Genomic DNA, 15016 nt, shown 5'->3' with positions numbered 1-15016 from the left:
GAATATGCCCTATGCCGCAACATCCCAGCCTGCCCAGACTGATCACTGCGATTCAAAGCACGCGGATTATTCCAATCACTCGGAAATTGATTGCCTTGATTTCCATCGACCAAGTGTCGTGAAGGGCCGCCATAACACCAGCCATGGGCTCTGGCAGAGCCTTTGGAAATTGTCTGCCGTGGTTCTCGCGGTGCTGGTTTTCCCAATCACGGCACAGGCACAGTTTGATGATCTCTTTGGCGATTCGGCAGGTGATTCGCTATTGGGTGGAGCTGCCGCCAAACCGGAAGTCTCAGCTCAATTGATACTGCTTCCAGAACAGGCGAGCGGACTCCAGGCACAACACCTCCAGGCACAACTCAGTGTGACCGTCGTGCTGCCGGAAGGGCACTATATTTACGATGTGCAAGGCAAGTTTGAGGGCCGCACCCAGATTCGTACCAAGCTTCCAGAAGGGGTAACTGCGGCTGGTGCATTTGTCTCTGCAAAACCACCACAGAAGATCTTTGAACCACTCTTTGGAGTCGATCTTTTCAAACTTCACGATTCAGCGACATGGACGCAGGTGTTGAATATCGCCCCGACTGTCGATCTCAAAAACCTGGTCATCAGCGGTGGGCTCGAAGGACAATACTGCAGCGCCGGTGAAGGTGGGCAATGCCTGCCAATTATTCCGGCCATCAAATTCTCGACTAAGCTCGAAGGAAACATCCCGGAGCGCATGGCGGCTAAGGCGAGCACCACAACCACAGTCGAACAGCCCGCCCCAGCACAAATGCTTCCTTTTCGTGTGACCGAGCGACTTAAGCGTGGCGTGAAGCCTCAGCCAATCGAATTCACTGCACAGCTGACCCCGGAAAATGCCAAACCGGGCGAGAAGGTCGAACTTGTCCTCACCGCGAAGATCGATCCCAAATACCACACTTTCTCAATGACGCAACCCGACGGATTTGGAGGCTCGGCCACAGTTGTTGATTTCGAACAATTGAATGGCCTTTCGGAAGCGGGCCCGTTTGTGGCAGATCATCCCCATGAAATCGAGCCGGGAGCCGGTGGGCCACTGGAGGTTTATCATGATCGCGTCACCTGGACGAAACCTTTTGTGGTCAACGCAGGGCAAACCCCCGGAGCGTATGGCTTGAAAGCCATTGTGCATTCACAGGCCTGTACTCAGGGCTCGTGTGTGCCCATGCCCAAGTTCAAACTGGCTCTGGGAATGCAGGAACCATCCCGCGCTGGTGTCGAAGCCTTGCCTCAAGAACGCGGCTCTCCTGCTGAAACGGGGAATACAAAAGCACCCGTTCCACCCGAGGAATCCACTCGCGAATCCACGACGGGGACAGCAGAAACCAGCGCCAGTCAGGCGGGTGCTTTAAGTGGAGTGACCTTCTGGGAAGATGATGGCGATGCTCAGGAAGAGTCATCCGCAGCGGCAGGGACTTTGGGTTACCTGTTGACAGCCTTTCTGGCGGGATGGCTGGCTTTGCTGACCCCTTGTGCATTTCCGATGGTGCCGATTACCGTCGGATTTTTCCTCAAGCAGGGGCATGGGAAATCGGTTGGCTTAGCCGTCGTTTACTGCCTGGCCATTATTGGCACCTTTACGTTACTTGGCGTTGGCCTTTCGCTGATCTTTGGAGCCACATTCCTGACACAACTGGCTAATAATCCCTGGATGAATTTTGCGATCGGGGCGATCTTTGTCGCTTTTGGTCTGAGCATGCTGGGATTGTTTGAAATTCAGCCGCCATCGTGGCTGCTCACATACACCGCCAATCAGGAAGCTGCCGGTGGGTATCTGGGTGTAATCTTTATGGCGTTAACCTTCACGCTGACATCGTTTACCTGCACCTTTCCCGTGGCAGGGACAATTCTCGTGGCGGCATCTCAAGGGAACGTGTTCTGGCCGATCCTGGGGATGCTGGCTTTTTCGACGGCTTTTGCGATGCCGTTCTTTCTGCTGGCACTCTTCCCGAGCATGCTGCGCAAGCTTCCTAAGAGCGGCGGCTGGCTCTTTACGTTGAAGGTGGTGTTGGGGTTTGTGGAAATTGGGGCGGCAATCAAGTTCTTCAGCGTGGCGGATCTGTCGCTGAATCCACAGCCGATGCTCTTTGATTTTGCCTTTGTGATGGTGGCCTGGAGTGTGCTGGCCATTACTGCGGGCTTGTATCTGCTGGGGATATTCCATCTGTCGCATGATCAGCCACAGGATCGAATTTCTCCCTTGCAGGCGTTGGCCGGGACAACGTTTCTGGGGCTTTCGCTTTTTCTAATGGTGGGCGTGCTGACTCCGGAAAAATCAGGGGGTGCCTTGATGCCGCAGATCCTGGCCTTTGCACCGCCTCAATTAAAGCAAGGCTTCAAAGAGACTGAGGAACTCGGCCCGGTGATGGTGCATGATGGAATTCCGTTTGCACTCGATGTGAATCGTGCGCTGTCCTTGGCGAAATCGAAGCAACAGCCGCTGTTCTTTGACTTCACCGGTGTGAATTGTGTCAATTGCCGACTGATGGAGCAGAAGATGAAGCTACCGGATAATCATTCCCGACTGGAGCGATTTCTGGCGACGCAATTGTTTGCTGATCGCGTACCACACATCACCGATGCGGATTACGCCGAGAGCCTGCGCGATCGCAATATCGATCTCCAGGTGAAGTGGTTTGGCGATGTTTCACTGCCATCGTATGCGGTGGTTTCGCCGGATGGAAAAACCATTCTGGCGGTCTATAAGGGTCTTGAACGTAAAGAGGGTGAGTTTGCTGCGTTTCTTGATAAGGGGTGGAATCGCTTCGAGAAGTGGAAAGCGAAGCAGGTGGCGAGCAAAGAACCTGCATCTGTCGAACGGCGATAGATTTTCCGCTGAGGATCTGCGTCGTATCTGGAATCAAACGTCTGTGTTTGCTCCCTGGAACAACGGCTACAGTTCGTAATGAACTTTCTCGCAAGGTTATCCTCGGACAAATTGTCTCACTGGTGACGAGTCAGCAATCTATGGCCCGGCAGGAAGCAGATCACGACGATCTTTTCTCTGAAGCGATTGCACTGACATCACGTGCGCTATGGAAGCGCATTCGACCGGATCACCCGGCGAATTGTCAGCACAGTGATGATCTGGATGATCCTGCACCCGCTCGACTTCAGAGCGTCAAAGAAATTCTTATCGGAACGCGGGCTAACGACTGGCTCTCGATTTATTGGGATCAATCGTGGATGGTGCAGTTCAATGAAATGAATCAGCTTCGCCGTGCGTATGTTGAACCCTGTCTGTATCGCGCTCAGGGTGGGACATTGTCTCGCTTGACACGTCATAGAAATCCGCATGAGACATCACTGCTGCGTCATGACCTTAACGAGGCAGAACTTCACAGTTTTCTGGCAAGCAATTCGCAGCAGTTGACGGAGACTTTTGCACTGCTGGATTGCCTTGAATCTGGCGAGTTCAAGACGTTTCAACTGGCTTCTTTTGTGCACCCCATAGATTCAATTCAGCCGGAAGTTGCTGAACAACCCGAGACAATTCATTCAACTTTGACGGCCAGATCTCTGGTGGCCCGTCTGGGCCAGATCTGCATGCAGAAACTGGTCATTGCCGAGCCTCCTCGCGGACGTCACTGACTCTCTCTGCGAAACGAATGCCATCGAAACAATGATCCCGTTTCCTCCCGGCAGGCTTGCCCGATGGGCAGGATTTCGGGAGACTCAATGTGGAATCAGTTTCGTGACGAGATCTATGCACTTTACCTTTTGTCACTCAAGTGTCTGATGAACTCCCCAACTTCCAATTTTTCCACAGATGACGAAGAGCGACTGGAGGCGGTCTATCCTTCCATCGCCTGCACCACGATTGGAAAATACCTGGGAAAGTTGTACGAGAGCCTGCCACATATCACACCCAGAATCCGGCTGTCGTATCTGGTGTGGATACCGCCGACCTGGCCCATCGCCATCATCGCGTATGTATGGCTCAAATTGCGGGGAGTTCGCTATGTGGTCACAACCTCGGGCGTGGTCATTGAAACCATACTCACACGGCACATCGTGACGCAGATCCCCTGGAGTGAAGTCACTGAAATCCAGGTCGATCCAGCGAGCTTTCAATCGTTTTATCGATCCAGCGATATCGTCATCAGGTCACGAGCGGCTGCAGAGCCACTTCGATTGCACGCCGTCCCTTTTGCAGACCGTTTCAGGCAATTATTGCAGGAAGCGTATCGGGCCGATCAGAACACGGCACGGGCACAAGCGCAGATCTCAAACCGAGCGAGAGCCCGGCAACTGGCGTCCGCCATACCACCACAAGAGTGAGAAAACGCTCAAAGCAACAGCTGCCATCATCCAGCGGTGTCTCACGGGGTGGCTTCTCAGCCAATGAATGGCAGTCTCCACCAGTCGAGCCTGGCTCGACTCTGATTGAGCTGTTGACTCAGCGACAAGACTCGAGTTATCCCGGAGGTTTTGTTCGTGAGTATGCACCACCACTTGTGATGCCCACGCCCGATTCGCTACGGATGAAGTCACTACCGGCTCGCTCAACGGCTGCGCATTGACAACGGTGCGGTTCGTCGAATCTGTAGTACTTGACGCAACAGCGATTACGCTGAGAGGTGATCGAGATTCTTGATCTCCCTCAGGACGCAAAGCGGCATACTGATCACCCGCCATTGAACTTCCAGAGACCTCATGGCTTGAAGGAATTGCCGTCGGCGTGACCTGACGCGAATTCGATGTGAGGGTAATCGTGCCTTGGGCAACGTGATCAACTTGCCTGGCTTGGCTGTTGATCAAGCGGGGAGCGTCAAGAATTCTTGTTCGCAGATCACGAGTGGCAGCTGCAGCCATTTCGACCTGCATACGCAATAAGGGATCCAGTCGAGCCGGCTGGTGAATGTCCATCGGCGTGATCTCACGCCAGCCGGGCAATTGTGCTTCGCCGACCACTTCTCGCAAGCTCACCACTTCGGCTTGAACCTGAGGCGGTACCGGAACAGAGCGAGAGATGTTTTTTGAGCTGGGACCAGCAGGCGTTTCCTGATCAACCGTTGACGTTCCAAAATCGACGGAAACACGAGCCTCCTGCTCTTCGTCAGGCTCGGCAGCCAAGGCCCATGCGGGAAGATCGTGGGCAGTCGGTAAATCATTTTGAACTGGCTTCGAGGTGGCTTTCTCCAATTTGGCTGCCACTTGCTCAGGCTGTTCGCTCTGGAAATCCATCGAGCGAGATGTGCTGGCCGATGGGACATCCTTTGGGGAATTTTTGTGAGTCACCCCAGAGTTCTGATTCAGCGATTTCAAATTTTCTGCCAGAGGTGCTGTTTTCTCTTCAGCGGCCATGGAAGCCTCTGCCAGTCGTTCGCCTTTGCCTTGTGCCGGTCGAACATCCTGTGCCCAGTCAGGGAAATCCGTGCCTGGCTCTTCTGTCTTTACTTGGAAATTCTCTGGGCCAGAGCGAGTGACCATCGTCTTCGAACTTACGGAAGAACTGGAGATCGACTCCATCACAGGAGCGGTCGATTGCAATAACAGATTCCCTGTACGCAAGCCCTGATCGGCATCGATCTCAGCGCTTGGCACAACGGCGGCTTTGTCTGCAGAGTCCTCGCTTTTACTCGCTGTTGCGACTTGAGTTTCGCGAGGAACCTCACTGGTTTTAACGGACACTGCAGTTGGTGCAGGTTCAGTTGTGGCTTTCTCTGAGTGTGTTTTCCCTGCATCGGGAGAAGTCTTGGGAGTCGCTGCTACCTGAGGTGACTTCGAGGCTTCTTGAACAGGTAGAGACTTGTGTTTTTCTTCCAGTTGGCGAGTGATTTCCACGACAAAGCGGGAAGCTGTTCCTTCCAGTTCATTAGGTTTCCCGGCGACCTGCTGAGAGGCTTTGGCGAGCTTTTCAGCTCTTTGAGCCAGCCTCAAGGCTGTCGAGAGATCTCCTTTCTGATAGGCCGCGTGGGCATCCAGAAGGAGATTGCGAATGCCGGCATTCAAGCTCCCTGCGTCAGGAGGTGGAGCCTGGGGATGATCTTTGGGCTTCGAGACTTCTTCCTTTTTCCGCGACCAGGGCCAGATCCCGGCCTCTGCCGAAGATATTCCATCGAATCCCACCATTAACCCTGCGAGCAGCATGACGAAGCCTGCGTGCAAAGGCATGGATCGCGTTTTTTCGGAATGGGGGAACGATGGTGAACTTCGCCTGATGTTCATTTCGGACATGACGCGTCTCCTCAGCCGGAATACTCACTTCGTGAAATCGAGCCGGACTGGCAGACAGGTTGAGGTAAAAGAGCTTTCGATAGAGCTGGAATGTTGGGAGTATTTGTTACCAGCCGTGAATTCCACCTAAACCTCCCAGAGTTAAGAACACTTAGCAGTGACCCCCTGTACACCATCGCGGAAGATTGACTGTCACGATGGATTCAAACCGAGGAAATCATTACGATCTGTGATTCTTGGCTGCACGATGACTCGTTGAGTGATTGGTGCGGCTTCATCGTTTTGAAAACTCGGGAGTGATACTCAATGGCCGGGCGTCGTTTGGATCAGCGTCGGATGGCGGAAGCCGCCGAAGCACGAGGGGTAGACGAAACCGCAGCACCCAAGAAGCGAGCGACCAAAAAGGCAGCCGCAACTCCTCGGGTGCGGAAGGTCAAGGAAAAAGTCCAGGCCCGCAAGCGATTATTGTGGGTGGTCTTTAATGGCAGCATGAAGGAAGAAGCCCGCTTCCCTTACGATCAGTACGCCGAGGCTGAAGAACGTCTGGAAGCACTTCGCCAGAAATCCAAGAAGCTCTATTTCATCCAGCCAGTGAAGGAACTGATTGGTGATGGTGCTCCAGTGGCTTCTGGCGCACTGGCGATTTCCGATGATCCGGAACAGGCCGCTGCTCTGGAAGAACTGGAACTCGAAGACGAAGAAGAACTCGAACTGGAAGAAGAGGAAGATGAAGAGGAGGAGGAGGAGGAGGAAGAGGACGACGATGAATAGTCGTTCGCCTTCAAGAACTCTCTGAATCGCCGGACAATACGAATACAATGGGCTCAACGAGACCCGTCGCAAACCACAAATGACAGCTCCCGAACTGAGAAACAATCGTTCGGGAGCTGTTTCGTTTTCGAACAGCTTGCCCCCCAAGCTTCGTTGAACCTTCGATTTGTTTGGCCTCGAAAACTTCTCACTTGAGGAGTGGACTCAGGAATAAGTTTTTATCGCAGAACGTGAGTTGAGGACGCGTTGGCTGCTATCAGGGCGGACATCTCCAGCCATTGAAGCAACCGGCCATATCGCTGTTCTGGCAAATCGTCCTCGGGAAACTCCTCCCAGCGGTACAGGAGAGTCGCCTGATTCCAGGAACTGACTGGTGTGTGAGAACTCTTCTCAGGAAATGCTGCATTGGCCACGGGAAGCAACTGTTCAAGTTCCTGCAGAAGCCGGTGCTTCGAAATGCGGCGGAACCAGTAACTGGCGTTGCCCGGGTCGGGTTCCCGGCGGTGATGAATCGCATGCCAATAGTCGCCATGAGGCGGTTGCCCCAAGCCTTCGATACTCTGGCTTTCCTGGTGACTTTCTTCACTCAATCCCAGGACTTCCAGCCACCCGGCACACAGAGCCACCTGCTGAACTTGAGGGGACTCGGGCGGAATCGCAATCCTGAGGAAATCTCGAATCGATTGCCTTAAGGCAGATCGTTCTTGAGGCTTGAGCGGATGTTCTTTTTGCTGGATTTCATGAGTTAAGGCGAGCCAGTACTCTGCCGGACAGATCGCCGACAACGCCCAGTCATCACATTCGATTCCCTGAACTTCCACCATGGGCTGCGTAGTCTCTAGCCGGCCTGCCACTTGATGGCCATTCGCCTCGATCAGGGCTGCCATCCACGATTGCAACAGAACTGTTCCTTTTGACCAGTTTGCAGAACTTCCTGGTGGGATCTCCGCCGCAGAGATTTCAGAACAGCCTAAGGCTGTCGCAGGATGAACCGCCAGCCAGGCAGCGGGTGGCACGAGATAGCCGTGGCTGGACTTTTCCCAGTTTCCGAGTTGAGCAAGGACTTCAATCCACCTCTGGGGAAACTTCAACACCATGCGGTGGGATGACGGCGGCATGCGGTGAATCCTGCGGCTGACTTCGCTCAATCTAATAAGGTACCCAGCTTACCCTGCATCAATCTCATGATGAACTCATTTCACTTGACGATTTTGATGCCTATCAACCCGAAAGATTGTCAATTCTACACATTCCGAAGCATTTGGCACATAATTAGCGTCGCAATTTCGTCAGTCTGGTGTTGCGGTTCTTTCAGAGAACCGTATTCTACTAGGGGTTTGATCCGAATGAGGTTGGCTGGGGAGCTTGACCCTCATTCATTTCGAGTGGGTTCGGAATACAGCCAATGATGGCTGTCGCTTTTGCTGATTTCAGTAATCCAGTCGCGATGACGCGAAGAAAATGATTCTGTCAGTGTCGCTGAGCAAGTGGCACAGCAGAGCGATTTCCAGCAGTTATCGGTACAGGAAAGGAATATGCTGAATTCTGCGAAGGCAACCCTTATCTCACACGCGGGCACAATTGCCCACGAGGAGAGCTGGGATGGAAGCAATTCTCCGTGGCTACGACGTCAATGAGCCGACATGGTTTTACCTGTCGCTGCTGCTCATCATTGCTGTCTTCTTCAAATTCGACCGCATCTGGTCGTTGAGAAATTTTGATCTCGCACTGCTGCTTTTGTTGGCACCTGGCCTGCTTCTGGCCAGATATTCCGAAGCAACAGTGGCCTTTGGTTACGCCTGGCTCTTTCTGGTGACGGGAATTCTGTTAGTTAGGCTTTTAGCGGATGGGTTCTTTACACGCCGTCCGCGTCTTGAACAGAATCTGAACGTCTCCGGCATGGCGTTCCTGTGTGTTTCGGCACTGGCCTTTCAAGCCACCAAGGTGATGACGTTAGAGCCTCACGCAGCGGTGATTGAAACTGCCCATCGCGCTGATGGCCTGTTAAAGCGGCAGGATGGCACAGGCGCAGCAGGCTCCACCAGCCTCGCTTCATTGAATGACGATTTATCTCCTGGCCATTCTTCCCATCAAATTTCGCCTTCCAATATCAACCCAGACACTCGCACACAGCCAGAGAACTTGTCAGAGTCCAACAGTCAGAACCAGGCAGCAAAGACCGAGCTTGCCGAACAGGATCGTGAGGACAAACCTGTCGAATCCGGGCCGGCCAGCATGCTGCTCGCCACTCCGATTGTGCAGATGACAGGTGGCGTCACAATCTGGACGACTCGAGTCCTGGCCATTCTGGCACATCTGGCGACATGCCTGGGACTCATCGCTGTCGGTCGCTGGCATTTTTCCGATACCCGCCTGGGACTGGCCATGGCCACGCTCTATCTGCTTCTGCCTGTGACTGCTTTCGACGTCAATAAAGTCACCCATCTGCTACCGGCTGCACTCGTTGTCTGGGCCTTTGCCAGCTACAAAACGCCGAGTGTTGCGGGAGTTCTGCTGGGGCTGGCCTGTGGTTCACTCTTCTTTGCGATCTTTCTGCTGCCGGTCTGGATTGCCTTTTACTGGAAGCGCGGAGCCGGGAGATTCTCGATTGCCCTGGGTGCGGTGGCCTGTGTGATGCTGCTCTGCCTGATGATGACTGCGGCCGATTCGCATTCTCTCACCCGGCAGATTGTCGGTTCAATTGACTGGTCTGTTCTGAAATTTGATTCGGGAACTGGCAAAGGATTCTGGAGTCAATATGACCAGGCCTATCGTATTCCTGTCTTTGCAGCATTCATGATCATGCTGACAGTGATCACATTCTGGCCATTACGCAAAAATCTCGAACATCTGATGGCGCATTCGGCTGCGATTATTGTCGCCACGCAATTCTGGTATCCCCATGAGGGAGGGGTTTACATCCTGTGGTATCTGCCCGTGATGCTGATCGTCATGTTCCGCCCACGACTGGCTCATTTGCCACCCCGTTCCCACGAGGAAGTTTCACTTCTGGCGAGTGACAGCACGCCTCGCTCGCGATCGGAATCAGCAGCGTCTGTTTCCTGGCGCTCTCAACTCTATCGGTAGTAAGATTCGAGTTGATCCCGGCAGATCTTGTGAACCTCACAACGCTTGACCCGCGTGCTGCCCAAAGAGCATGCGCGATGCCGAACCAGGCCAAACGCTACAGGTCAATGATTTTTCTGAATGCCCAGTGTGCCACTGAACTTCTTCGATTTTTGCGAACCATCGATTTCTGACTGGCACTGCTGGCCATTACTGAGGACGATCAAAGCCAGTGAAATCGACGACTTCACCAGACTTGCATCCCTCGATGGCCTTCCGAATGATTAACGATGCCACCTTATCGATCATTCACCAGAAAACGTCCGCTTCGATACCCTGAGCTAACGACGCATGAGTTTCGATCTACGACTTTTCCCGCTGACGTTTTGCATTCTGATCTGGAGTCATGCCGCCTCTGTGTGGGCGGCAGAAGCCGAATTTACGGCTCGCTGGAGTGATGGCAGTACCTCTCGACCGGCTCAACTCCGGGACTGGAACGATCCAGCGGCTGAACCCAGGCTGGGAGATCTGCGACTCTTCGAGCCTTCGAATCCGGTCGTCAGTCTATGGCGATCGCCAGTTCCCCCCGCGGCTCGTCGAGGCATTCGCGTCGAACTGTCGGGAGGTGATCGACTGGCCGGCGAAGTCCTGGGCTGGTCGAACGGGCTGGAAGATCCCTTCGAAACGATGCCCGCCTATTTTCTGGTGCGCCCGCTGGCACCAGTTTATCCCCCTGAAGCTCGGCACCAACAGACCATCCGCGTTCAAGCCAATCACGTACGACGCATCGTGTGGGAGGCCATGGCGGGAGAAACTTACCAGCCCGGAACAGTCTGGTTGAGAAATGGTGGCCGCATCAGCTTTCGCACATGCCGCTGGAGCAACTCGGCGGTGAACCTGCTGGCGGCGACAGGTCTCAAAGAAATTCCCCTGTCAGACCTGGCGGAAATTCATCTTCCCTTGGATGACGAATGGCAGAGATTTTTTGAAACCGCAGCCGCATTAACGCCCAATGGTAAAGGACGATGGATTCGTCTGGAGACGATGGATGGCAGCCTGTTAACCACATCGACACAGCGCTTACAGGGACGCCATTATGGCGACCGCAATCGACAAGCTGACTGGTATCAGTTGATCCAACCGGCATGGGCTCTGGATCCTTTATGGATTCGATTTCCGCAAGTTATCGGCTGGCAGACATGGATCGTTACTGAACCACCTTTGAGCTGGTTTTATCCCGCAGAGATTGTCTACTCACCAGCCTTTGGCAAAAGCTGGTCACCGAATTGGAACAGCAGTGTCAATGGGACTCGATTGACCACAGGTGAAAATTTCAGCCAGAACGGGTGGGGAGTCTTCGGCACCAGCCAAATCACTTTTCAGATTCCCGATTTTGTCGAGGGCTTGCGCACCGCGTGGGGATTCGATCCTGCAGCGCAAAAGCGAGGCTGTGCCAGCGCGACAATTCGTGTGCGTGCCGGTGAAACAACATCTACGTTGTTTGAGAGTGGGGAGAAGTCGGGAGCTGAGTCTGCCGTCCATACCGACTGGATCTCGATACCCACATCAGCCGGTGGTCCCCGCCAGTTAGTTCTGGGAACTGACATGCAGGCCAACTCTTCCACACCCGGAGCCGATCCACTCGATCTACGAGACTTTACGAACTGGATGGAACCCCAACTGAGGCTGAACGCCACGACGGCTGGCGAAATGACTTCAGCCGCAGCCTATCAGCTCATCTCCGGCTGGTCGGGATGGAGTCTGACGGGATGGAACCAAAATGGCCGGGTGGCAGCTCCTGTGGCTGTGCGAAATCAACTGGAGAATTGGAATACAAAAGAACCTCGCTTTCGCAGTCTGGCCCGGCTTGGTGGTGAGACGCTGCTCCTCACGCGTCGGCTTCAGCTCAAATCGACCGATCGATGGATTGTCATTCATGCGGCCCGAGAAGCTGAGACACAGGCCCAAATCTATTGTGCAGTTCGCTTGAACGGAGAAGGGGTTGGCCTGGCGACATTACCCAAGCGTGAAGGGGCCATTGATCCACAGCCTGTCATGTTCCCAATACCCGCGCTGGCAGGCCAGACAGCCTCATGTGAAATCGTACTGTTCACTGACGACAAGGCGGCTGAATTTGACTTTCGTGGAGTCGCTTTGACACCCCACCAACCGGGAGTTCTTCCTGTCTTTGACGAACAAGCGGAGTTCGCCTCGCTGTTAACGTCCGGAGAAGGAACTGCCCGGATCAGTCCCGATCTTCCCTATTCGGGACAGGTCAGCCTGGAATTACGCCCCACAGATCGCAGTGGCCCAACTCTTTACAACCAGGAAATTCCCATACGCGAACATCCGAAACTGGGTGAATTCCGTTTTATTACGTTTGCCTGGAGAAAAATCGACGACGACAAAAAATCCCGCGAAACCATCCGGCTGATGATTGCCCATGAAGGTCGCCTGGGAAATGAAATCGCCGAAGCGGCGTTAGATCGTCTACGTGGCCGACCGGCTATCACTCGAACTGGGGGAAAACCACTGGAAGATCGCGGCATGCGACATGGCTACACCTATGATGCCGGTGATGCCAAGCAATCAGCAGGAGCACCACTGCGAGTCGACTGGTCTTTGCCTCGAAACTGGCAATGGGTCTCGCGCGATCTCTTCAGTGATTTTGGCAGTATCTCACTGACAGGATTTGGATTCGCCACGACGGGTGAAACTGCCGCGTATTTTGATTCCATCACTCTGGCCCGGACTCCCGACGATGTCACTCGCATTCGGCAAAAGCTCCAGGCTTCCAAAGAATCTCCCAAACTCCCGGAAGGGATTCAGGAAATTGTCACTCAGGAAGAAGACTACAGCAGGCTACTCAAGTTGGTCGCTCCCCAGTTTGTCGCCATGAATTCTCAAGGTGGTCTCCATTGGGCGAGGCAATATGCAGGCGAAAATGATGTCGTCCGGTCACATCCGCTGGAGGCCAATCGACCATTCCGTATGTTCGCCCATGTCACTCGAACTGGAAACCGCCCCGTCACGTTGACAGGCAAAGTTCGAGCCGAAAATGACCGCGATTTCAAACTCGTGATTCTCGTTCAAGGACGCTCAATTGAAGAGCGGATCATCTCTGGCAAAGATCAGTGGGTCGAGCTGAACATTGACCTCACACCTTATACTCAAGAAAAACTGCCGCTCTCTGTCGAAGTACGACATGAAGGCCACAACTGGGATAATGAATCGGCATGGTGGAAATCACTTCAAATCCAGGGACTTTAACAACGGCTCGACTCGCATGGCTCGCTTTGACTTTGCAGCTCCTGGTGGTCCTCCAGCCCGGTTGCGGCAGTTCGAAAACCGCAGCCGATCATGAGACCATGCCCGATCCTCCCTCACAGGATGTGGCGATGGCCCCTTTGGCACCCGAGCAACCCGAAGATCCTTTGCAGAAGTTTCAGCGGGATCTCAAAGCCCGAAATCCATTCCTGCGTCTGGAGAACATGCGCGCCGAACAAGAAAACGGGAAGATTGTTCGAGCCGAATTTGAGAATGCCGATCTGGTGGATCTGTCACCGCTGGCCTCCACAAAATTGGAAGCCTTAGGGATTCGGAACAGCCTGATTCAGGATTTGTCACCACTGAAAGATTTGCCTCTCAAGGCCCTTTACCTGGAAGAATGTCAGGTAAAAGATCTTTCTCCACTGGCGAATTCTTCAATCAGCACTTTGTGGGTTACCTACGCTCCCCTGGTCGATATCAAACCACTCGAAGGTCTCCCCTTGAAAGAATTGAACCTGCTGGGAACACAGGTCACGGACATCACTCCTCTCGCCAAGTCCCCATTGGAGATGCTCTGGCTCAATGAGACAAAGGTGTCCGAGATTGCACCCTTGGCAGGGCTGCCTCTGGTGAGCCTGACTTTGCATAAAACACCGGTCAAAGATCTTTCACCACTCGCGAAAAACACCTCTTTGAAGCGTCTGCATATCGGAGAGACGGCCGTCGAAGATCTGACACCTTTAGCCGGCCTGAAACTCGACCGGCTAATCTTCACACCGGAAAAGATTCAGTCAGGCCTGGAAGTGATTCGCCAGATGCCCTCTTTGAAAGAGTTAGATACTCATTTTGGACAAACTCCACTGCGCACACCAGCACAATTCTGGGCCGAAGCCAACCGGCCATGAAATGCGGCAAACAGTGAAGAGAGTCGGCTTCATGAAAGCATTGATTTTCATTCGCCAACTGTAGGCTCATGATGAGTCAGGTTTCGAGAGTGAGAAAAGCAGTCTGCGGGATCGATCGTCACGGGCCAGGGTCGATCAGGTTCTATCACAGCGAGAACTGGCACTCCTGAGCGGGCTGTGATTTCTTTGATGTTCTCCATCACCGATGGCTGGTCAAAGGGCGATGCCGACGTCATCACCACGCCAGCAATTGGTAACCCCCGCTGCCGAATGGCGGCAATTGTCAGCAGTGTATGATTAATGGTTCCTAAGCCCGGGCGTGCGACAATCAGCATGGGAAAGCCGAGATCGACAGCGAGATCCAGGACTACATCCTGCTCGGAGATCGGGGCAAAGATCCCTCCCGCCCCTTCGATCAGGAGCAGATCGACTCGATCCAGCCACCAATCGACGCCAGAACGCAGCTGCTGAGCCGACACTGTGCGACCTTCCCGGGCAGCAGCTAAAGGTGGTGCCAGTGGCTCTAAAAAGCATTGTGGGCAAATTTGCGATTTCGGAAACCGCTGGCCGGTGGCACTCCATAACTCATTGACGTCATGCCATTCGGGCTGAGAAGAAGGCGCCAGACTGGAGACAATGGCACCAGAGCAGGCGGGCTTATAGGCACCCACGTTATGCCCAGTATTCAGCAGGGCCTCAATGATCCTACAGGAGACATAGGTCTTGCCCACATCAGTGTCGGTTCCGGTGACGAACAGACCTCGGAGATTTGAGAGTAAGGCCATAAATTGCATGCGTGG

At 53.8% G+C, this 15016-nt stretch carries 10 protein-coding genes; 7 read left to right on the top strand and 3 right to left on the bottom strand.

Translation table 11 applies throughout. The annotated features are described in order from the left end of the window. Window positions 1-190: 190 nt before the first annotated feature. The 3 genes from PLIM_RS22290 to PLIM_RS02850 all read left to right on the top strand — a co-directional run bounded on the left by PLIM_RS22290 (window position 191) and on the right by PLIM_RS02850 (window position 4305). Window positions 191-2851 (top strand): protein-disulfide reductase DsbD family protein, encoded by a 2661-nt coding sequence (locus PLIM_RS22290; protein ID WP_196349517.1) that lies wholly within the window; start codon window positions 191-193, stop codon window positions 2849-2851. Between the two features lie 47 nt (window positions 2852-2898). After that, on the top strand, window positions 2899-3615 hold the full coding sequence (locus tag PLIM_RS02855; protein ID WP_148226952.1) for a hypothetical protein: 717 nt from the start codon (window positions 2899-2901) through the stop codon (window positions 3613-3615). Between the two features lie 87 nt (window positions 3616-3702). Continuing rightward, complete coding sequence (locus PLIM_RS02850) at window positions 3703-4305, top strand: YdbT family protein (RefSeq protein ID WP_013108812.1); 603 nt, start codon at window positions 3703-3705, stop codon at window positions 4303-4305. Here PLIM_RS02850 and PLIM_RS02845 read toward each other — a convergent pair. Further along, the gene (locus PLIM_RS02845) at window positions 4252-6141 is read right to left on the bottom strand and encodes a hypothetical protein (RefSeq protein ID WP_041401003.1); all 1890 of its coding nucleotides are present in this window, start codon (window positions 6139-6141) and stop codon (window positions 4252-4254) included. The two genes, PLIM_RS02850 and PLIM_RS02845, sit on opposite strands and share 54 nt — an antisense overlap. A gap of 369 nt (window positions 6142-6510) precedes the next feature. Between PLIM_RS02845 and PLIM_RS24335 the strand changes: the two genes are divergently transcribed. Further along, window positions 6511-6975 carry a hypothetical protein gene (locus tag PLIM_RS24335; RefSeq protein WP_013108810.1) on the top strand — a complete coding sequence of 155 codons (465 nt, stop codon included), beginning with the start codon at window positions 6511-6513 and terminating at the stop codon, window positions 6973-6975. Window positions 6976-7193: 218 nt separating this feature from the next. Here PLIM_RS24335 and PLIM_RS22285 read toward each other — a convergent pair whose 3' ends face one another. Next, window positions 7194-8093 carry a hypothetical protein gene (locus tag PLIM_RS22285; protein ID WP_013108809.1) on the bottom strand — a complete coding sequence of 300 codons (900 nt, stop codon included), beginning with the start codon at window positions 8091-8093 and terminating at the stop codon, window positions 7194-7196. A 484-nt stretch (window positions 8094-8577) separates the two neighbouring features. Between PLIM_RS22285 and PLIM_RS02825 the strand changes: the two genes are divergently transcribed. From PLIM_RS02825 to PLIM_RS22280, 3 genes are all read left to right on the top strand, one after another. Further along, window positions 8578-10062, top strand: a complete 1485-nt coding sequence (locus PLIM_RS02825; protein WP_013108808.1) for a hypothetical protein — start codon at window positions 8578-8580, stop codon at window positions 10060-10062. A gap of 330 nt (window positions 10063-10392) precedes the next feature. Continuing rightward, window positions 10393-13311 (top strand): hypothetical protein, encoded by a 2919-nt coding sequence (locus tag PLIM_RS02820; RefSeq protein WP_013108807.1) that lies wholly within the window; start codon window positions 10393-10395, stop codon window positions 13309-13311. Further along, window positions 13278-14216 (top strand): leucine-rich repeat domain-containing protein, encoded by a 939-nt coding sequence (locus PLIM_RS22280; protein ID WP_013108806.1) that lies wholly within the window; start codon window positions 13278-13280, stop codon window positions 14214-14216. The genes PLIM_RS02820 and PLIM_RS22280 overlap by 34 nt, the downstream gene beginning before the upstream one ends. A 47-nt stretch (window positions 14217-14263) precedes the next feature. Here PLIM_RS22280 and bioD read toward each other — a convergent pair whose 3' ends face one another. Beyond that, a complete protein-coding gene (bioD, locus tag PLIM_RS02810; protein WP_196349516.1) occupies window positions 14264-15001 on the bottom strand; it encodes a dethiobiotin synthase in 738 nt (245 codons plus the stop codon). Between the last annotated feature and the right edge of the window lie 15 nt (window positions 15002-15016).

This window comes from Planctopirus limnophila DSM 3776, assembly GCF_000092105.1.
GTDB lineage: Bacteria > Planctomycetota > Planctomycetia > Planctomycetales > Planctomycetaceae > Planctopirus > Planctopirus limnophila.
Note: the sequence above shows the minus strand (reverse complement) of the source record. Positions and strands in the feature narration are given on the sequence as shown.

Excerpts from the sequence above, each read along its gene's own strand:
- PLIM_RS02850 (WP_013108812.1), top strand. The coding sequence starts at position 3,703 with ATGTGGAATCAGTTTCGTGACGAGATCTATGCACTTTACCTTTTGTCA.
- PLIM_RS02845 (WP_041401003.1), bottom strand. The coding sequence starts at position 6,141 with ATGCCTTTGCACGCAGGCTTCGTCATGCTGCTCGCAGGGTTAATGGTG.
- PLIM_RS24335 (WP_013108810.1), top strand. The coding sequence starts at position 6,511 with ATGGCCGGGCGTCGTTTGGATCAGCGTCGGATGGCGGAAGCCGCCGAA.
- PLIM_RS22285 (WP_013108809.1), bottom strand. The coding sequence starts at position 8,093 with ATGCCGCCGTCATCCCACCGCATGGTGTTGAAGTTTCCCCAGAGGTGG.
- PLIM_RS02825 (WP_013108808.1), top strand. The coding sequence starts at position 8,578 with ATGGAAGCAATTCTCCGTGGCTACGACGTCAATGAGCCGACATGGTTT.
- PLIM_RS02820 (WP_013108807.1), top strand. The coding sequence starts at position 10,393 with ATGAGTTTCGATCTACGACTTTTCCCGCTGACGTTTTGCATTCTGATC.
- PLIM_RS22280 (WP_013108806.1), top strand. The coding sequence starts at position 13,278 with ATGGTGGAAATCACTTCAAATCCAGGGACTTTAACAACGGCTCGACTC.
- bioD (WP_196349516.1), bottom strand. The coding sequence starts at position 15,001 with ATGGCCTTACTCTCAAATCTCCGAGGTCTGTTCGTCACCGGAACCGAC.